The organism is Algicola sagamiensis DSM 14643, from assembly GCF_000374485.1.
GTDB lineage: Bacteria > Pseudomonadota > Gammaproteobacteria > Enterobacterales > Alteromonadaceae > Algicola > Algicola sagamiensis.
Map to the genome: position 1 here is coordinate 649,537 of NZ_KB894491.1, position 18,875 is coordinate 668,411.

24 protein-coding genes, 1 tRNA gene and 1 pseudogene are annotated in these 18,875 nt (G+C 43.9%); 6 read left to right on the forward strand and 20 right to left on the reverse strand.

Annotation, left to right across the window (positions count from 1 at the left end; all coding sequences use genetic code 11):
• The 9 genes from C505_RS0102960 to C505_RS0103000 all read right to left on the reverse strand — a co-directional run bounded on the left by C505_RS0102960 (window position 1) and on the right by C505_RS0103000 (window position 6,041).
• Window positions 1–76, reverse strand: a tRNA-Lys gene (locus C505_RS0102960).
• Window positions 77–233: 157 nt separating this feature from the next.
• Complete coding sequence (ybgF, locus tag C505_RS0102965) at window positions 234–1,013, reverse strand: tol-pal system protein YbgF (RefSeq protein WP_018691104.1); 780 nt, start codon at window positions 1,011–1,013, stop codon at window positions 234–236.
• Between the two features lie 17 nt (window positions 1,014–1,030).
• Window positions 1,031–1,588 carry a peptidoglycan-associated lipoprotein Pal gene (gene pal, locus C505_RS0102970; RefSeq protein ID WP_018691105.1) on the reverse strand — a complete coding sequence of 186 codons (558 nt, stop codon included), beginning with the start codon at window positions 1,586–1,588 and terminating at the stop codon, window positions 1,031–1,033.
• A 42-nt stretch (window positions 1,589–1,630) separates the two neighbouring features.
• Window positions 1,631–2,980 carry a Tol-Pal system beta propeller repeat protein TolB gene (gene tolB / locus C505_RS0102975; RefSeq protein WP_018691106.1) on the reverse strand — a complete coding sequence of 450 codons (1,350 nt, stop codon included), beginning with the start codon at window positions 2,978–2,980 and terminating at the stop codon, window positions 1,631–1,633.
• A gap of 6 nt (window positions 2,981–2,986) precedes the next feature.
• The gene (gene tolA / locus C505_RS0102980; RefSeq protein WP_026317696.1) at window positions 2,987–3,946 is read right to left on the reverse strand and encodes a cell envelope integrity protein TolA; all 960 of its coding nucleotides are present in this window, start codon (window positions 3,944–3,946) and stop codon (window positions 2,987–2,989) included.
• Window positions 3,947–3,966: 20 nt separating this feature from the next.
• Entirely contained in the window at window positions 3,967–4,395 is a 429-nt protein-coding gene (gene tolR / locus C505_RS0102985) for a protein TolR (RefSeq protein ID WP_018691108.1), read from the reverse strand.
• 1 nt (window position 4,396) lies between these two features.
• Window positions 4,397–5,086, reverse strand: a complete 690-nt coding sequence (gene tolQ / locus C505_RS0102990; RefSeq protein WP_018691109.1) for a protein TolQ — start codon at window positions 5,084–5,086, stop codon at window positions 4,397–4,399.
• Window positions 5,073–5,507 carry a tol-pal system-associated acyl-CoA thioesterase gene (gene ybgC, locus C505_RS0102995; protein ID WP_051090569.1) on the reverse strand — a complete coding sequence of 145 codons (435 nt, stop codon included), beginning with the start codon at window positions 5,505–5,507 and terminating at the stop codon, window positions 5,073–5,075. The genes tolQ and ybgC overlap by 14 nt, the downstream gene beginning before the upstream one ends.
• 180 nt (window positions 5,508–5,687) lie before the next feature.
• Window positions 5,688–6,041, reverse strand: coding sequence for a VOC family protein (locus C505_RS0103000; protein WP_026317697.1), 354 nt, complete (start codon window positions 6,039–6,041; stop codon window positions 5,688–5,690).
• A 110-nt stretch (window positions 6,042–6,151) separates the two neighbouring features.
• Here C505_RS0103000 and C505_RS21245 point away from each other — a divergent pair, with 110 nt between their 5' ends.
• The 5 genes from C505_RS21245 to C505_RS0103025 all read left to right on the forward strand — a co-directional run bounded on the left by C505_RS21245 (window position 6,152) and on the right by C505_RS0103025 (window position 9,635).
• On the forward strand, window positions 6,152–6,778 hold the full coding sequence (locus tag C505_RS21245) for a hypothetical protein (protein ID WP_018691112.1): 627 nt from the start codon (window positions 6,152–6,154) through the stop codon (window positions 6,776–6,778).
• A complete protein-coding gene (locus C505_RS0103010) occupies window positions 6,775–7,014 on the forward strand; it encodes a hypothetical protein (protein ID WP_018691113.1) in 240 nt (79 codons plus the stop codon). The genes C505_RS21245 and C505_RS0103010 overlap by 4 nt, the downstream gene beginning before the upstream one ends.
• 212 nt (window positions 7,015–7,226) lie before the next feature.
• Complete coding sequence (locus C505_RS0103015) at window positions 7,227–7,844, forward strand: hypothetical protein (RefSeq protein WP_018691114.1); 618 nt, start codon at window positions 7,227–7,229, stop codon at window positions 7,842–7,844.
• 87 nt (window positions 7,845–7,931) lie between these two features.
• Window positions 7,932–8,348: a hypothetical protein gene (locus tag C505_RS0103020; RefSeq protein ID WP_211215040.1), complete on the forward strand. Its 417-nt coding sequence runs from the start codon at window positions 7,932–7,934 to the stop codon at window positions 8,346–8,348.
• Between the two features lie 30 nt (window positions 8,349–8,378).
• Complete coding sequence (locus tag C505_RS0103025) at window positions 8,379–9,635, forward strand: DUF4153 domain-containing protein (RefSeq protein ID WP_018691116.1); 1,257 nt, start codon at window positions 8,379–8,381, stop codon at window positions 9,633–9,635.
• On the opposite strand, the gene C505_RS0103030 is transcribed toward C505_RS0103025, so the two are convergent.
• From C505_RS0103030 to flgB, 10 genes and pseudogenes are all read right to left on the reverse strand, one after another.
• The gene (locus tag C505_RS0103030; RefSeq protein ID WP_157368757.1) at window positions 9,632–10,066 is read right to left on the reverse strand and encodes a hypothetical protein; all 435 of its coding nucleotides are present in this window, start codon (window positions 10,064–10,066) and stop codon (window positions 9,632–9,634) included. The two genes, C505_RS0103025 and C505_RS0103030, sit on opposite strands and share 4 nt — an antisense overlap.
• A gap of 70 nt (window positions 10,067–10,136) precedes the next feature.
• Window positions 10,137–11,159 (reverse strand): flagellar assembly peptidoglycan hydrolase FlgJ, encoded by a 1,023-nt coding sequence (gene flgJ / locus C505_RS0103035; RefSeq protein WP_018691118.1) that lies wholly within the window; start codon window positions 11,157–11,159, stop codon window positions 10,137–10,139.
• A 9-nt stretch (window positions 11,160–11,168) separates the two neighbouring features.
• A pseudogene (locus C505_RS0103040) lies at window positions 11,169–12,200 on the reverse strand (flagellar basal body P-ring protein FlgI); the annotation flags it as partial.
• 64 nt (window positions 12,201–12,264) lie between these two features.
• Entirely contained in the window at window positions 12,265–12,972 is a 708-nt protein-coding gene (gene flgH, locus C505_RS0103045; protein ID WP_018691120.1) for a flagellar basal body L-ring protein FlgH, read from the reverse strand.
• Between the two features lie 13 nt (window positions 12,973–12,985).
• A complete protein-coding gene (gene flgG / locus C505_RS0103050; protein WP_026317700.1) occupies window positions 12,986–13,774 on the reverse strand; it encodes a flagellar basal-body rod protein FlgG in 789 nt (262 codons plus the stop codon).
• A gap of 16 nt (window positions 13,775–13,790) precedes the next feature.
• The gene (locus C505_RS0103055; protein WP_018691122.1) at window positions 13,791–14,534 is read right to left on the reverse strand and encodes a flagellar basal body rod protein FlgF; all 744 of its coding nucleotides are present in this window, start codon (window positions 14,532–14,534) and stop codon (window positions 13,791–13,793) included.
• 150 nt (window positions 14,535–14,684) lie between these two features.
• A complete protein-coding gene (gene flgE / locus C505_RS0103060) occupies window positions 14,685–15,983 on the reverse strand; it encodes a flagellar hook protein FlgE (RefSeq protein WP_018691123.1) in 1,299 nt (432 codons plus the stop codon).
• Between the two features lie 45 nt (window positions 15,984–16,028).
• Entirely contained in the window at window positions 16,029–16,721 is a 693-nt protein-coding gene (locus C505_RS0103065; RefSeq protein ID WP_018691124.1) for a flagellar hook assembly protein FlgD, read from the reverse strand.
• A gap of 11 nt (window positions 16,722–16,732) precedes the next feature.
• Complete coding sequence (gene flgC / locus C505_RS0103070) at window positions 16,733–17,149, reverse strand: flagellar basal body rod protein FlgC (RefSeq protein ID WP_018691125.1); 417 nt, start codon at window positions 17,147–17,149, stop codon at window positions 16,733–16,735.
• Between the two features lie 2 nt (window positions 17,150–17,151).
• The gene (flgB, locus tag C505_RS0103075) at window positions 17,152–17,559 is read right to left on the reverse strand and encodes a flagellar basal body rod protein FlgB (protein ID WP_018691126.1); all 408 of its coding nucleotides are present in this window, start codon (window positions 17,557–17,559) and stop codon (window positions 17,152–17,154) included.
• 163 nt (window positions 17,560–17,722) lie between these two features.
• On the opposite strand from flgB, the gene C505_RS0103080 reads away from it, so the two are divergent.
• Entirely contained in the window at window positions 17,723–18,355 is a 633-nt protein-coding gene (locus tag C505_RS0103080) for a LysE family translocator (protein ID WP_018691127.1), read from the forward strand.
• A 77-nt stretch (window positions 18,356–18,432) separates the two neighbouring features.
• Here C505_RS0103080 and C505_RS0103085 read toward each other — a convergent pair whose 3' ends face one another.
• Window positions 18,433–18,690 carry a hypothetical protein gene (locus tag C505_RS0103085; protein ID WP_157368758.1) on the reverse strand — a complete coding sequence of 86 codons (258 nt, stop codon included), beginning with the start codon at window positions 18,688–18,690 and terminating at the stop codon, window positions 18,433–18,435.
• Window positions 18,691–18,875: the final 185 nt, after the last annotated feature.

Sequence of the window (18,875 nt, forward strand, 5' to 3'; positions counted from 1 at the left end):
TGGTGGGTCATGATGGACTCGAACCATCGACCAATGGATTAAAAGTCCACTGCTCTACCAACTGAGCTAATGACCCGCTGCGGGCGCTTATATTACTTATCTATGGCGCGAATGCAATAGAAAAATCATATATTTTTACATTTTGCGCATTAAATGCCTAAAAAGGCAGCGAAAGGCACAAAACACCATCACAAAAGGGGTCAGGACTCAAGATCCTAGCCCTAAGCATGTCCCTATAGCCCATCCAACCTGGAGCGTGCCAGCTTTGCAGACGTCGAGGATGGATATTCTTTGATTACCTTATCAAAGACACGTTTTGCTTCTGCTTTTTGGTTCAATTTCAAAAAGACGGTCCCAAGCTTAAACATCGCATCACTCCGCTTCGGTGAATCCGGAAAAAATTTCACGACTTGCGAAAAATGCTCTTTTGCTTTTGTGTATTTTCCATCATTGAAGAGTAACTGACCGATCCAATAGTGCGCATTTGGGATATAAACAGAATCCGGGAAGTTTTGAATAAAACGCTCAAACTCCGGAATTGCCCGATCATATTGTTTTTCTTTCAGGATCAGGTTGACTGCATGCTCATATGCATCATTCTCACTCACGTTCGCTGTGTAAACCGCCTGAGAGTCACTCGTGATTGTCGGTGTCGTTACAGGCGCAGCAGGTGTCGCTGGTGCGGATTGTCGCTGAGAAGCCACACGATCAAGCTCTTGATAAAGCTCTCGCTGGCGTTGCAGAAGCTGTTCGATTCGATGGTTATGAAGTTCGTTTAATCCCCTGAGTTCATTCAGTTCATCCTGAAGTTCTTCCACTTGTCTTTGCATATCAATCTGCGCACGATTTCTTGCTTTGAGCATCACTTCCAAGGTTTGAAGACGCTTTTCAAGACTAGTGGCGGGGGTTGGATTATTTGAGGATGTAACCTCTTTAACGGGGGCAGGTGTCGCAGCATAAGCTGCGACGCTTCCCCCTATCAAGGATGCGAATAGGAGCGTGTTTAACTTCATTGTTAAAATTGGCGACCTTAGTAGACAAGAACTGCACGGCGGTTCTTGCTAAACGCATCTTCTGTGTGGCCTTTGACCATTGGTTTTTCTTCACCGTAGCTCACAACAGAGATTTGACCGTCAAGCACACCGAGTGTTTTTAAGTACTTAGAAACTGCTTTCGCACGACGCTCACCCAATGCGATGTTGTACTCAGGTGTACCACGCTCATCCGCGTGTCCTTCAACAAGTACTTTAACCGATGGGTTTTTCACGAGGAAAGCTGCATGTGCATTTAAGATTTCTGCAAACTCGCTACGTACACTTGATTTGTCAAAATCGAAGTAGACGATGTGCTGACGACGTAATGCATCAAGTTCATTTGCGGTTTCTGATCCCTTCAACGCTGTATCGTCAGAAGTTACCGTACCCACTTCAACACCGCTGTCCTGGCTTGTATCAACAACCTGCTCTGTTTTCGTCGTGGTTTCTGAGTCTGTTTTCACGTCAGAAGTATCACGTGTAGAACTACAAGCAGCAAGCGTTAGCACAGGTAGGGCAATGACTAGCCCTTTAAGAACTTTATTTAATTGCATCCTTAAAATTCCTTATGTTAATAAGTTTAAAACTAGTTAATTCTATAAATAGGGTGACCATGCTGGAGACTTCACTTGCCCCGTTGAAGCGGGTAATCGCGCTTTAAAGCGCCCATCCATAGAAACCAATGCCAACACCTTTTTCCCTTGATGGATTGTGCTATAAATGATCATTGAACCGTTTGGTGCAATGCTCGGCGACTCATCCAGCTGGGTACGTGTTAGCACTGAAAGAGATCCTGAGACAAGCTCTTGTCGTGCAATATGGTATTTCCCTCGGGTTCGATTCACCATGACGAGATTATCCCCATCCGGTGTAAATGAACCCCCTAAATTCATTTCGCCCTCAAAAGTTAAGCGACGCTTTTTCCCGGTAATTAAATTTACGCTATATAATTGCGGTTTACCACCCCGTTCAGAGCTAAATATTACCTTTTTCCCGTCTGGGGACCAGGACGGTTCCGTGTCGATGGAGCGATTCCTGGTAATGCGGCGCAGGCTTCTCGTCTTCAGGTTCATCACATAGATTTCTGAGTTCCCATCTTTCGACAAAGCCATTGCCATATACTGGCCGTTAGGAGACCATCTTGGCGCACCATTGACACCTTTAAATGATGTTAAAATCTCCCGACGACCGCTGTATATATCTTGTGTCACAATTTGTGATTGTCTGTTCTCAAACGTCACGTAAGCGAGCTTTGAGCCATCTGGAGACCAGTCCGGACTCATCAGCGGCTCTTTCGAACGTAACAGTACTTTTTCATCCGCACCATCATAATCTGCCACAATCAACTGGTATGGATATTCTTGATCATCACGCACAGAAACATAGGCGATCTTCGTTAAAAATGCACCTCTTTCGCCTGTTAGGCGCTCATACACGATGTCACTAATACGGTGTCCAAATTTACGAAACTGTGTCGCACTTATGACCAACTCTCTTGACTCAAGAATATGGTCTCGGCTTTTGGTCAATTTGCCATCTGCAAGGATTTGCGCACCACCACCCGTGATCTGCCCACGAAGTACATCAACGAGTGAGAAATTCACAATAAAACGATTTGGACCATAATCTTTGATGCGACCAATTACAATCGCTTCAACGCCATCAGCAGCCCAAGCGCTGTAATCAATCCCATCAAGGGTATATGGGCGTTGGGGCATATTGACTTGTGCAATTGGATTAAACTTACCACTACGGCGAAGGTCACTACTCACCACTTGGGAAACACGCGTTGATATTTTACGAACACCTTCGTAATGAAAAGGAACAATTGCAATTGGCCGTGCAGTGTCCACGCCTTCCGTGATCACAATTTCCAAAGTTGCCTGCGACAGTGAACTCCACAACAATGTGATGAGAGTCAAACAGCAAGTGATGGTCTTTTTCATCAGTCTTTAAAACTCCGGTTGGACGACAAAAGTGACGTCTTTAATTTCTTCATAAACATCTCTATCTTTAGGAACTGGCATCGAGCCTGCTTTATATGCTGCACGTTCTGCCGCATCACACACAATTTTATCTCCACCCATCGAGCGAACTCTTGTGACAAGACCGTTGAATGCAATACTTATATTCACTCGACAGGTTTTATTTCGCATCGTTGATTCATCACTGATGAAATACTGCTCAAACTTTGCTTGAATGAGCGCTTTATACTTTTCAGCTTCCGTCAACACAACTTTTCTTCGCGCTGAGCGTCTCGCGGCCTGTTCTGCTGCAAGTTGCTCCTGAAGTAGTTTTTCTTGTTCCTGTCTCGCTTTGCGTTCTCGTGCTTCTTTCGCCTTGCGCTCCTTCTCTTCTTTCGCTTTTCGCTCACGCTCTGCTTTTGCTTTGCGTGCCTTTTCTTCTTCTAATTTTCGTTTTTTCGCAGCTTCCTCGGCTTTTTTCTTTGCCTTTTTCGCAGCTTCTTCAGCTTTTTTGCGTTCTTTTTCCTTCTTCAAGCGGGCTTGCTCGGCTTTCTTCGCTTTTTCCTTTTCTTGACGCTGTTTTTCTTTCGCTTTCTTCGCTGCAACTTCTGCTTTTTTCTTTTCTTCCTGTTTGCGCTTTTTGTCCTGCTCTAGCTTTTTGAGTTTTTCCTTTAACTTCTTCTCATCCGCTTTCGCTTTTTTGGCACGTTCTTCAAGCCGCTTAATCCGTTTCTCTTCTGCTGATTTCTCTCTCAATTGAGCCGATTTTAGTTGCTTAATTTGCTGCTCAAGCGCTGCCTGATCAATGGTAACAGCTTCAATGACCGGTGCCGCTAGCGGCTTCTCTTCTTGTTCTGGAAGTGAAAAATCAATACTCACGATCAGAAAGATGAGAATGACGACATGTACGCCAACCGATTGTCCTAATGGTGTCAGATAACTGCTCACAATATTCTGTCCAAATGCCTTCATTTATCTTTCGAGTCTGTCATCAATCCAACAGTTGGTGCACCTGCCTTTTGTAAAGTCACCATCAATTGAATGACTTGGTCATAAGACACATTCCGATCGCCTTTTACAATAACAGGAGTTTTGGGGTTCACCGTCAGCTGCGCTTTTACCATTACGGCTAGCTGTCCGGCTGTCAACACTTCATTCTTGTTATCACCAACATCCAAATAATAATTCCCATCTGCATCTACCGAAGCAATGAGCGGTGTTTGACTGTCTTTATCCAATGCTTTTGCAGATGCTTGGGGAAGATCCACTTTCACACCTTGCGTGATGATTGGCGCTGTCACCATAAAAATAATGAGCAAAACCAACATGACGTCAATGTAGGGGACAACATTGATTTCAGCGACAGGCTTGCGGCGTTTACGAACTATCGGGCCCATTTTAATCCCCTTTATAGGCCATCGCTTGACGGTGAATGATATTGGAAAACTCTTCTGTGAAATTCACATACATATTTTCCAGCTTCTCCACCTGATGAGAAAAACGGTTAAATGCAATGACTGCTGGTATCGCAGCGAAAAGTCCCATCGCTGTAGCAATCAATGCTTCTGCAATCCCCGGAGCAACCATAGATAATGTTGCCTGCTGGACTGCGCCAAGTGCGATGAATGAATTCATGATCCCCCAAACTGTGCCAAATAAACCAATATATGGGCTAATTGAACCAATAGTGGCCAGCATGGATAAATGGGTTTCTAAATCATCGACTTCACGGGATAAAGTGACTCGCATTGCTCGATGCGTTCCTTCCATCACCGTCGTTGTGTCCATTCGTTTTTGCTGCTTATGGCGAGAGAACTCTTTAAAGCCTGATTTAAACAGCGACTCCATGCCACCTTGGGATTGCGTTCTCGCATTCAACTCAGAATAAAGCTTACTTAAGTCACCACCTGACCAGAATTTATCTTCAAACTTTCTTGCTGCTTCTTGTGCATCCGTCAATAAACGATACTTCTGAAAAATCAGCGTCCAAGAGAGAACTGACATTCCGAGTAACATCAACATGACAAGCTTGACGAGTAGACTAGCTTGCCAAAATAAATCGAAAAAGGAGAGCTCAGCTGCTGGCACGTTGAATAACCTCTTTTATTTCTCTAGGAATTGGCATTGGTTTTAATTCTTTTGTATGAATACAAGCAACTAAAACTTCTGCCTTACATAATTCTTTTTTATCTTGATCAATAATCAACTGTTCAAAAAGCATACTCGCGCCTTTTAATTTCGTGAGCTGACAATAAACCGTTAATTGATCATCCAGCGTTGCGGCTGATATAAAATCAATCTGCATGGCACGAACGGCAAAGCCTGTCTGTGCCTCAAAAAGTCGACTTTGATCAAATCCCTGCGCTCGTAGCCATTCCGTTCGGGCACGTTCAAAATACTTGAGATAGTTTGCATGATAAACAATCCCGGCAATATCCGTATCCTCGTAATAGACCTTAACAGGTATGTGAAAGTTCTCTTGATGCACGTGATAAAAACTAATATTCATTCATTATGGCGGCATAGTTTAAAAAAGCCGGGCGTGGAACACAACTGATTCCATCGAAAAAATCCCGCGTCCCGCCCTTTTTTGTTTAAAGTACATTTACAAAATTAACAATTTTGGCTGACCAATACATTTCTGTGGCGGCATCGCAGGTCGGCAGACTTGATGAGACTTCCACCATTTCTAACGATCAGACCAAACCGCTAATTCGTTACCACTTGGCTCAATAAAGTGAAACCGCCGCCCACCAGGAAAAGAGAATATTTCCTTTTTTAATGCTCCCCCTCCATCAAGTACCTTTTGCAAAGTCGCTTCCAGATCATGGCTGTAAAGAACAATGAGTGCACTCCCTTTATCTGCTTGCGCACACAACGAAGCCTGATAAAACCCACCAGCTAATCCAGATTCATGAAAAGCCGTATATTCCGGCCCGTAATCTTCGAATTTCCAGCCAAATGTCGTTTGAAAAAAAACTTTCGTTGCGGATAGATCTTTTGCTGCAAATTCAACATAACTAATTGTTTCATGTGTTGTCATTTCAACTTCCTTCATCACACAGACTCATCAAGCATAATGCATCTTGAAATATGACGCGCAACAAACTTGAGCCTAAAATGGAAACTTTAATCCATCACAGGAAATAAATAATGAAAGCGATTACATTGCGCACTTACATGCTGTTGAGCTTGCTTCTTCTGACTTTGGGTGCCTGTAGCCTGGGGCCTAAAGAGCAAACGGGTTTCGCTCAATCAACGCAAGGTTCCTTTCCCCTAACTCAAACTCAAGTCCAAGAAATTCAAGCCATTCCACACGGCGAGCGCCCAGCCCCAAGCACTTATCTTCCGCAAAGCTATATCAGAATACACCTCAGCTACTTTCAAGCAGGTGCTTCATATCTTGTTTCCAAGGCTGCACTTGATCGCTGGGGACGCAACCCTGTAGGGCGTCCAGATGGGCAGTTCGTTTCAACAAAATCAGACATAGACAATCTACTTAAAAAAACTCAGGGCGATCTTGCACTGATTGAAGAAGAACTCGGGATCCCCGCAGGAACCTGGCAAGGTAAACCATTTGTCAGAATCGATATTCCTCAACCTAGTCAGTTTCATCTGCGACTACCTTCGGGAAACGAATCGGGCGCAAATACATTGTGGATCCCAGGTGGACGGCTTCCAACAGGAAAGCTTGAGGCTGTCGTCAACCCAATCCCACAAGGCGCGTATGTAGAAACAGCCTTACCCATAGCAGTGAAATCGGTCAATCAACAGCAATGAAAATCATTCAAGAAGTTCCTTGGTCACATGTATTATTCGAGCTTGAAGGACAATGGATCCTGACCTTCATGACTCGTCAAGGGCCTATTGAATATGAAGTCAGCATTCAAATGAGCCGGATGGAAATTCAGCAATACAGAAAGAATGAAGCTTTTTTGGAACACTTCTTACAAACATGTAGGGAATACCCTGAGCAATACCAGACGCGACAGATTATGCCTTCAATTTGGCCATGACTCCGAACATATTCACACTTCAAGCATTCACTCATACAAGTACTCAATCTTGCAAGCATTCAATGCAGCTAGCTGGTTTTGATAAGATTTTAAATTTTCTGTTACAATCTCGGTTTATGTATATGCAGTTTATACAATGATGCCATTTCGCGATTCACGTCATGATGGCTGATTGCTTTATATCATTTTCAGTTTGATGTTTGAGGTATTCTATGTTGGATCAAATAGAAAAAAAAATGGGTGGCCCTGCCCCTCGAAAATTTGGATTTCTTGATTGGTGGGCCTATTATCGCCCTAAGAAACCTGACTGGGACTGGAAAAATGATCCCGAAATTAAACTGATGATAGACAGCTGGAAAAACATCTTCAAAAACGGCAAGCTTGGCTGGGCATGTACCGTTCAAGCAAATCGAAATATGTACGAAAAAGGCGGTACAAATTGTCCTAGCAATATCCTGATCTGGACGGATGAAGAAAAGCCCGCCGACTTACACAAAATGGCTCACCTCGCGCACAATCTTTACGATATCAAAGGGGACTCTGAACTCATTGATGACCCAGAAATCAAAGCGTTTGCTTATTCACTAGAGAATGAGTACGGACGTCAAATGCGCCTTGATTTACCTCAGCGGATCACAGATGGTGACGCAATCACCATGACAACGATCTATTATCAACGCCGCTGCCTGCCAAACGGTATCTTAAGTTATCCGTTTTATCCCGTCGCATACCTGCCAGGGGAGCAAATTATCTGTGCAATGATCCCATGTGAGTTCTGGCCAGATGAACTCATTGAGGCCTGGTGTCAAACAGAAGAAGACGAAGAATAAAAAGTACGGTCATTCAAAAGCCAATATTGTGGTTTCAAATCCCCAAATAGAGAGAGCTTAATGCGCATGATGGGATCATCAATTGCCATGACAGATTTTCGACCCATTCGATTGGTTTGGTTGATTGCGATGATCCCGATGACGATTTATGTACTTTCTTTTGATCTACAAAGCGCGTTCAAAGGAGAACTGACTCTGACGGATTGGTTTTTCTTTGTCATTTTTTACAGTGGGTTATTTGGGGTTTACTGCTTTTTGTTTGGTATTCGTGCATTGACCCCCATTATATGGCGCATATTTTGGTGCATCGACTTTTCATACAATGTCTTTAAAATTTATACCGCGTTACAAACACCACAGCTTTATACTGCGCAAGACTTTGTGGAGGCCTTTCTCTACCTAACATTTGTCCATTGTTACTATTTTATTTTTTTCCTGTATGCTTTTGCATCGCCAACAATTTGGGATCCACAGCTGAACAAATTCCATTCACAGAAGTCATAACAGTTTCAGAGTCAATCTTGGAGTTATTTTGTGTCAACTAGAATTCGGTCCGAGCATATCCTCGAAACGATTGATCACCCGGAAGCTGTAGAAGCACTCTACCGTCAGTCCCCACAAAATTTTAAGGACGAATTTTCTTCCGCTTATCAGGCCCAACCAGAGAATTTATTACTTAGAGCATGGCAAGCAAGGCTATTTCACCCAGAAATACCAGTATCCACTCGGCCATCAAATATGAAGAAGCCTTTAATTTGGGTCGTTCTCTGTTCACTGCTGGCTACATTTTTATTTCGCTTACCTCAATTGCTTGATTTATCACATGCCGCTGATATCCAATGGCAGTTTACCCCTGTTCTTGTCTTATCCATGTTGACGAGTTACTTTCTCGTCGTACGTCCAGTCAGCGCGAAATTAACCTTCATACTTGGGTATGCCCTGGTGAGTTGCCTTGGCTTGACCATAATGCTTTATGATCATCAACCTAATGACGCCAGCATCCTCTCTCTTATTCATCTGGCCCCGTTTCTGTTCTCTTCCTGCCTGTTGGTTGCCTACCTAGGACACAGATGGCGCATTTGCTCTGCAAGAATCGCATATCTTCGATTTCTTGGAGAAGCCCTCATCGTCACATTTTTGATTCTGCTTGGTGGCGTTGTTTTCACTGCAATTTGCATGGCTCTTTTTAATGGGAAGCATGGGTTACAAGAGTGGTATTTAGATAATGTTGTCGTTTGGGGGATCATCTCTGCCCCACTATTCGCCATCATGATCATTGATCAAATGATGACTGAACGTTCAAATCTCATTGGTATTTTGTCTAAGATTTTTGCGCCACTATTTTTTATTGCGGGCCTGTTTTACCTCGTCTCTGTTCTATTTTTTGGGAATAACATCTTTGAGCAGCGCGACTTGCTTATCATGTTTAACATTTTACTCATCTGTGTAATGGGCATTGTGATTTTTTCGTTGAGTGACAAAGATGAACCCAGCGAATGGCAATCCATGATGAATGCGTTGCTGTTGATCGTCACTGTGATGATGAATGCAACCGCAATCGCTGCAATTTCCTATCGCTTAATGACTTATGGACTCACCCCAAACCGTCTGGCGATTATTGGAATGAATCTCGTGATTTTCGTTCATGTTGCAGGGACTGCCAAATATTATCTTGATGTGTTTTTAGGAAAAGGAGAGCATGCAAAGATCCAACAGTGGATAGCTGGTTACCTTCCGGTCTATCCCACCTGGTTCAGTTTGATTGTATTTCTTTTTCCAGCCGTATTTTAGGCCAGATGGATCCGTTCAAGGTGAAATTCATCCTTATTTGGGAGAAATTCCAATGACGCGTGTCCTTCTGTCATCAACAGCTTCACCCCTTCGGTCATGGAGGGGATCGCCCAGTTTTTAATACCAACATCATCCATCATTTTCATCGCTTCTGGTTTTGTCAGATGATTGTCGGTTGCAAAAACATCACCAGATAAAAACAGCGGTTCTTTTGGATTCGCATATCCAGGTTGAATAATAATGTTCGTCACCACGCCTTCAAAGATATGAAACTCGGCGGGTTTGATAACCAAAGTGTACAAGTCACCAATATCATCCATCGGTAACTTATCAATTTCACAGGACGTAAATACGCGATAAACGTCAGTTTCCAGACTCCCAAGTTTGATCCCGCGTAGGTGACCTTCTTGAAAAAAATGAAAAAGCTCCATTGTATTCCCACTTCGCATTGATCAAGGTGTTAAAATTAATTTTAGCGTCTTTCAATTGACTTGATATGGATTATTTTAAGGTTTGGCCAAAGAAATCTTTTGCAATCGCGAACGCTTTATTTTTAAGGACATTTTTCAGTTTATTCGCATAGTTCGGATCCGTTGCATAACCTGCTTTTTGTAGCGCTTCGAAATACTTTTCGCTATTTTTCCCTTGTTTCAGTGCTTCTTGATACCGATCTTTGCCCTGTAAAAATGCAACATAATCATCAAAACTGTCTTCGATAGATGAGTAAGAACGGAAGTTGGCCTTTTCTTTTCTACCAATGCCATCTCGAAACTCCAGTGTTGAAACCGTTGCTTTTTCACCTTGCCAAGCACGATCCGCTTTAATGTTGAAAAGGTTATTCGAGCTCTGACCATTTTTTCCCGGGATCACTTTTTGACCCCAACCGGTTTCCAATGCCGCCTGCGCCACTAATGCGTGAGGTGAGACACCCAACTTTTTCGCTGCTTTTTCAGCCAGTGGAATAAGTGCCTGAACAAATGAAGCTGGGTTATTGAAGTGCGCTTGACGCTCATTCCCTGTGGCATCAGCTTTCATTTGTACTTTTTCTCGTACTTCAACATAGTTTTCAACCTGCTCCGGTTTTGAAGATTGTATTGCTGCAGGTTGAATCGGAGCAGGAAGTGAAGATGACTCAGGCTTTTTCTGGCGTTGCATGAGCGCTTGTAAATCACCATCTGAGCGGATCACTTGTGCTGGTGTATACCCCTGGGCTTTCCCACCCAGTTGGCGATAAATGATATCCGCAAGCCCCATTGCACCGGTTTGCGCCATTTCAACGGCAAGCTGCTGATCGAACATATCCCGATAAAACTTCACACTACGGCTATTGAACGGCCCTTCGTCTTCAAATGCTTCGTTTGCTTGGCGCATGCTTTTGAGCAACATCGAGAAAAAGATGGATTCGAACTGCTTCGCCGCCTTCATCAATGCTGCATCTTTATCTTTTCCTCGCAAGCCCTCAGCACGAAGTTGTTCTAGCCCTTGAAGATCATGATAACTTGCAGGTTGTTCGATTCGTGTCATGGTTCACCTCTAAATCACCACCAGCTCACCGTGGATTGCACCCGCTTCTTTGAGTGCTTCCAAGATAGCCATCAAATCCCCTGGCGCCGCGCCTACCTCATTAATCGCTCGAACCAATTCATCTAAAGTCACACCAGGGTTGAACACAAACATGCGCGTATCGTCTCTGGCCACATCAATGATACTTTGATTTGTGACAACGGTTTCACCATCAGCCAAAGGTTCAGGCTGATCAACTTCCTCATTTTCAGCAATTGTCACCGTGAGTCCACCATGGGTGATTGCCGCAGGTAGTAGTTTGACATCTTTTCCAATGACAATCGTTCCTGTTCTGGAGTTGATGATAATTTTCGCGGCATGATTGGCTGGATCGAATGTTAAGTTTTCCAATGTCGACAAGTATGAAACTCGTTGACTGGTATCCCTTGGCGCTGTGACGCGCACTGAAGCTGCATCCAATGCATAGGCAGAATTTGGACCTAAGAATTTGTTGATCGTATCGGATAAACGCTTGGCTGTCGTGAAGTCAGGTCGGTTGAGGTTAAATGTGATGTAATCCCCTTTTGCAAAAGGGAGCGGGACTGAGCGTTCGACAATTGCCCCGTTCGGGATCCGTCCAACCGTTGGTGTATTGACGGTAATTTTGGAACCATCCATACCCTGTGCACCAAACCCGCTCGCGATTAAATTTCCTTGTGCAACCGCATAAACATTCCCATCCAATCCTTTCAAGAAAGTTTGCAGTAAAGTACCGCCATTTAAACTCGAAGCACTACCAATGGATGAAACGGTGATATCTAACTTCTGTCCTGGCTTTACAAATGGTGGCAACTCCGCATGGATCGCGACCGCCGCCACATTCTTGATCTTTGGTTTGGTATTGGAAGGCAACCCGATCCCAAAGTTTGCCAGCATAGAGCGAAAGCTCTGTTCAGTAAATGGCGTTTGCTCACCTGTTCCTGGAAGCCCAACAACCAGGCCATATCCAACGAGCTGGTTTGTCCGAACCCCCTCAACAGAAGCAATATCCTTGATCCGAGCGCCAAAGGTTTGTGTGCTCATGAAAATCAAGAAAACAACCCATAGCTTTTTCATGAGACAACTCCTAAAATGGCCAAAGTACATTCGAGAAAAACTTCGAGAGCCAACCTTGTTCCTGCCCTTTCGCCAGCGCGCCCTTGCCACTATATTCAATCCGTGCATTGGCCACTTTACTCGATTGGATTGTGTTGCTGGCATCAATATCATCAGAGCGGATCATTCCCGTCAAACGGATGTACTCATCTCCATTATTCAGCGTAAGCCATTTTTCACCACGAATGATCAGATTGCCATTTTTGAGTACACGAAGCACATGCACAGAGATACTGCCATTCAAGTTATTACTCTGGTCTGCTTTGCTTTCTCCAGAAAACTCATTCGTTGCATTCATCCCAAGTTGAATGGCTTGCTCTTTAAAAGCAATCGGTTGTGCACCAAAACCAGTGACTGGATTAATGGTTGCTTTACTTTCTTTATCCGTCTCGGTCTTTGCAGACTTGGAAGCTGACGTGCTTTCTTGAAGCATCACTGTGATGATATCTCCAACACGTCTTGCCTTCGTATCGGTATATAAGCCTGAAGAAACGCTCGCCTGATAAAGAGAACCATTATCATCCCTTGCCTGCGAGTTCTCCTCAGGGAGGACAGGGGCGTAGAAAGGGTCATCCGGCATCGGCTCATAACGACTGGATGCACAACCAGATAATCCAACCACAACCAGGATAAAGATGATAATGCGCCAGAATCGATTTCTTTCTTGACACCACTGCATAAGATCACCCCTTCTAGAATTGCTGTATCGCAAAGTTCAGCATTTGATCAACAGAAGAAATCACTTTTGAGTTTGTTTCGTAAACTCGCTGACTTTCAATCAGATTGACCAACTCTTCTGTCACGTTCACATTGGACGTTTCCAATGCGCCCTGGACCATTTTGCCAAACCCTTCCAGACCAGGTGTCCCTTGCTGCGGATCACCAGAAGCTCCCGTTTGGATAAATAAGTTTTGACCAATGGGTTCAAGGCCTGCCGGGTTAATAAAATTTGTCGATAAAATTTGGCCGACATTCGCCTGATCAGCAGCCCCCTGCTGCCTCACTGAAACCTGACCATCTTCCGCAATTGTAATTTGCTGACTGTCTACAGGTATCGTAATTTCGGGTTGAAGAAGATAACCAGAACCAGATGTTACAATTTGCCCCTGATCATTCATTGTAAACTGACCATTTCGGGTATAAGCCGCGGTCCCATCAGGCAGTTGGATTTCGAAAAAACCATGTCCCTGGATCATCACATCCAGGCTCTTTTCTGTCGTGATCAGATTGCCCTGTGTGAAGTTCTTCTGGGTCGCAACCACTTTCGCACCAGCACCAATCATTAAGCCATTGGGCAACTCCGTTTCCTGCGATGACTGTCCCCCCGGTTGATTGATATTCTGATACAGTAAATCTTCAAAGACGGCACGGCTCTTCTTATAGCCCACCGTGCTCGCGTTCGCGAGGTTATTCGAGATCACCGAAATATCTTTTTGCTGAGCATCAAGCCCAGTCTTACTGATCCATAACGCTGCGTGCATCATTTACCTCCCACGATTAGATAAGTCTCATCGTTTGCGTATGTTGAGAATCGATTTCTTCTGCGCTTTTGATCATCTTGACCTGCATCTCAAATTGACGCTGCAAGCTGATCATATGTGTCATTTCTTCCACCACACTGACATTGCTGGATTCCAACATGCCGCTGGAGATCCGAACATTCGCATCTGCTTCTATCGGCTGGCCATCTTTGGCGTAAAACAATCCATCATTCAACCGATGAAAGTTTTTCAGTTCAGGGTTGACCAGTTTGATCCGACCAACTTCTTCTAAAGCATTCGGAGGCGCCCCCTCAGGTAATACCGAAATGATCCCGTCGCGTCCAATCTCAATTTTCTGGACAGGGAGTGGGATCGCAATCGGGCCATCATCACCAATGACAGGAAATCCATCCCCGGTTTCGAGCAGCCCGTTTTCATTAATCTTTAAATTTCCGTCTCGGGTATACCCTTCCTGACCATTTGGAGCAAGGACGCCAATCCAGCCTTGTCCATCAACGGCAATATCCAATTCACGCTCTGTCGTGATGATTGCCCCGCCGTCAAAGTTTTGACCCGGGCGTTCTGTCTGAGCAAAAACACGTGTTGGCAACCCTTCTCCAAACGCTTGTTGTGAACGCGCTTGTTCAAAATCAGCCTTAAATGCGGTGGTCTGGGTATTCGCCAGATTATTGGCTCGCACCGCAATCGAATTCATATTGTTTTTTGCCCCAGTCATCGAGATATAAATCAGCTTATCCATGATGGTCTCTCTTCAATTGCTTTTCATGTGCCAAACACATGACATACCCAATTAATGCAACATTAGTGCCAACAGCTGAATGATTGATTCAAAGAGAAAAAAAGCCGGTATTTCCGGCTTCTTGATATTCGAATCACTCGTACGAAGTGGTTATCGAATCTGTAGGATGGTTTGTTGGATTGTACTGTTTACTTCCAATGCACGAGAGTTCGCTTGGAAGTTTCTTTGGGCAGAAATCAGATTGACCAACTCATTCGTGAGGTTCACATTTGATTGTTCGAGTGAAGAAGAGTTCACTGCGCCAAATGTCCCAGAGTTGGCTTCTCCCGCCAATGCCTCACCTGATGATAAACTTTCTTTCCAAGAAGTATTACCGACTTGTGTCAACCCTTGTGGATTGGCAAATCGTGCCATCGCTACTTGACCTAAGAAAGTCGTATCACCATTACTATAAGATGCAACGATTTTTCCTTCTGTATTGACATCTACACCGGTCAAACGGCCAACCGTTGTCCCATCCTGTTCGGCATTTGTCAGTTCAAATTTCGACTCATATTGTGTGGGAAGTTTCGTCCCAGCCTGATCTCGCCAGTTAATCGTCACATCTGACGTAAATTGCGCACCTGTTGCTGCAATGAGCGCATTTAAGTTTGCCTGAGGAAGCACAAGATTGGGTGACGCTGCTGTATTCATTGTCCCATCGGCATTAAAATTCAATTGTACTGTTGGCGTTGAAAAGTCACCAGCAGTACCACTAATTGCCTGCCCATCAAGGGCTGCATAGACATTCCAGCGTCGTGCCGTCGCATCTTTCACAAACACAACATCAACCAAATGCGATCCCCCCAAACTATCAAATACATTCACAGACGTTTTGAAATTATAAGTTGCGCTGTCTGATGGATTCACAGGAACAACACCTGGGACATTTTCATCTGATTTTAAATTCATCGTAATAAATGCATTTTGGGTGGCGCGAGGCGCACCTGCTGAGTCAGGTATCTGGATCGGGATCGTCGTATCCAAAGAAATCGAGCTCACATCTCCAGTGGTCGCATCCACTTGAAACCCTTGGAGAAAGTTTCCATTATTGTCCACAATGAAATTATTCTTATTAAGCTTGAAAGCCCCGGCTCGGGTAAATGAGTGTTCTTTCGATGATATTGTAGGCGTGGTTGCAAAAAAACCGTCCCCCGTGATCGCCAGATCGAGCGAGTTTGATGTGAATTTCAACGATCCTTGGGTAAACTGCTGTGCAACAGCAGAGGTAATCGCTCCATCCCCAACTTTAGTTTTACCAGCACTGAATACAGAGGCCGCATACACATCTGCAAACTCTGCACGGGACTCTTTAAATCCGGTTGTATTGACATTCGCGATATTGTTCGCCGTTGTATCCAAGTCCTTTTGTGCTGCGGCCAAACCAGTCAAAGCAATATTAAAACTCATCGTTTACCTCTCCTATCACCTCAAATTTAGAAACCGTCACTCGCACTACTCTAAAACCTCAATGACGTCATCCAACTGCATTGCACCATATCGATTGACATTTAACGTGACGCCTTTATCTGTATTTAAAAAACTCACACTATTAATCGTTGAATGCATCGATGTCGAAAAAGCTTGTCCTTCGCCGTTTACCAGTCCAGTAGCAACGAGTGTATATCTCCCTGCAGGTACCTGCTCACCATCAAAATTGGTTCCATCCCAAGAGAAAGGAACTTTCCCTTTCGAAAAGTCACCCAAGTCAATCCGTTGGATCACTTCATCCCCTTCCATAATGTTTAATTTCAACTCTTGTGTCGTTTCTGGTAAGAAAATCACACCTTCTGTCGTATCTTCGGGCGAAGTCTTGATGGTGTATTCACTTGGTGGAAGCAATACTTTTTTACCGACAAGAGATGAAGCTTGAAGTGCCATACTTGACTTCATCGTCGTCGCAAAAGCATCAAAGTTTTGATTCAGCCCCGTGATCCCTTCCGCAATGGAGAAGTTGGTCATCTGCGCAATCATCTGCTCATTATTCACTGGGTTCGTTGGGTCCTGATAAGCCAACTGCTGAGTGAGTAATTGGAAGAATTGCTCCTGCCCTAATTTTTTCTCACCCGGCTTTTCTTTAGGAATACCTTCACCCTGCCAACGTATTTGATCGGAGTAGTTCCCTTTCGGATCTGTTACATTCGTCATATCATCACTCCTTAACTTTGTCCAAGACGGAGCGTTTGGTTCAACATCTGCTTCGCCATATCCGCGACGCGTACATTCGTCTGGTAGCTACGATTTGCAGAAACCATGTTGGTCATTTCTTCGATGACGTTCACATTGGATTTATAAATAAACCCATTATCATCTGCCATCGGGTGATTTGGTGCATATTCTGGCGTCAAGGGCTTTTCACTTTCAACAATACCTACAACCCTCACACCCGCAGATTCTTGATGTGCGGCAGCTTTTGACAACTCTGCGGCAAAAACTGGATGTCTTGCTCTGTAGGTTGTCTCAACACTACTACTGACACTATCGGCATTTGCAACATTACTTGCCGTCGTATTGAGGCGAACACTCTGTGCACTCATGCCCGTACCTGCGATATCAAAAACGCGATATAAACTCATGATTAGCGACCTCCACCACCTGCAAGGGCTTTTTTCATCCCTTTAATTTTGCCATTTAACAAAGTCATGCTTGCACGATACTCAAGTGCATTTTGCGTGAATTTACTGCGTTCAACTTGTAAATCCACCGTATTTCCATCACCAGTATCAGGCTGGTTTGGCACCCGGTACATCACAGCACTGTCATGCTTTTTCAATTCAACGGAAATATGTCGCTCATGGGTTTTTTCAAGGTGAAATCCTTGATTGGACTTCGCATTTTCCAAAGCTTTTTTGAAGTCCAAATCTTTGGCCTTAAAACCTGGCGTATCCGTATTCGCAATATTATTTGCCAGCACCTCAGAACGATCAGCTCTCACTAACAAGGCATGCTGATGGATCCCAAACGCTTTCTGAAAACTGATTGCCATCGTGTTGACCTCTTTATCATTGACTTAAGTCTACTTATGCAAGCTGTGGGCCAAAATAATTTTGACATCATGTGCTTTCCAGTTGACTTGGCAAAAATCACGCCAGTATTTTTGACTTCAGGTTTTCTTCCAGATAAAGTCTGCGTTTCAGTAGGAGGTAAAAATGTACGGTATTCAAGACTTTTGGTTGTTCGTCTTCTCAGGCATTATGTTGAATCTCATACCCGGGCCTGACTCCCTGTTTGTCATTGGCAGTACGGCTAAAAACGGATTTCGTGGCGGTTCGACGGCAGCTTTTGGTATTGGTACGGGTACCCTCGTCCATATTTTTGCCGCTGCATTTGGCCTATCTGCAATTTTAGCAACCTCCGCAACTGCGTTTACCATCATTAAAATCGTGGGATGTTGTTACTTGATTTATATGGGTCTAACGATGATCCTGGCAAAAAACTCCCCAGCTTCTCATGAACAAATAGTGATGAACAGTTCATTGAAAAAAGTGTTTTATCAAGGATTTTTAACCAATGTTCTCAATCCGAAAGTTGCCTTATTTTTCCTAGCATTCGTCCCTCAATTTATTGACGTTCATGCAGAAAATAAACCGCTCGCTTTCCTGATACTTGGCCTAGTCTTCAATATCAATGCCATCATTTGGAGTCATATTCTTGCTTTCAGCACACTCAAGCTCAAATCAAAGGTAGGACAAAGTCAAAAAGTGAAACTGTGGCTCAATCGCCTTGCTGGTAGTTTATTTGGATACTTTGGTATCAAGTTAGCCATGAGTTCACAAAGCTAATCGAGGTATGAATTGAAGATTAAAAAGCACAAGGAGCTTCCTGTGCTTTTTGCTTTTATCAGCGCAGTCTCTATGGATTATTGATGGTACTTTGGATCCAGGCTAGTCAACGCTGTCACCTTGAGGACAAAGTCCTGAAATCCGGTAGAGTCATAAATGATCTTGTTTAGATCGCTGAGTTGTTGATAGGCAACATCCCCATCTTCTATTGCAATGTTCAATACTGACCGTCGGTGTTCGTAAGTTGAAATGACATCACGCTCTCGCGCTTTGTAGCCATTGACTTGTGAAACAACAGAAGCATCATCAATTGGACATGTGATCTCGTTTTTCATTTTCTTCACCTTCATCATTGGTCATTGCTACTTTCATTATTTATGTAACGCTGGGTATCGAAAAGATGCAGAATTTTTTTAACTGGTGAAATATTCAAACTTAAGGACGATATGTAGGATTGACATCACAGATAAAAGAGTGATTTTTGAGTTGAATAAGTCATTTTATTTTATTTTTTAAGAAT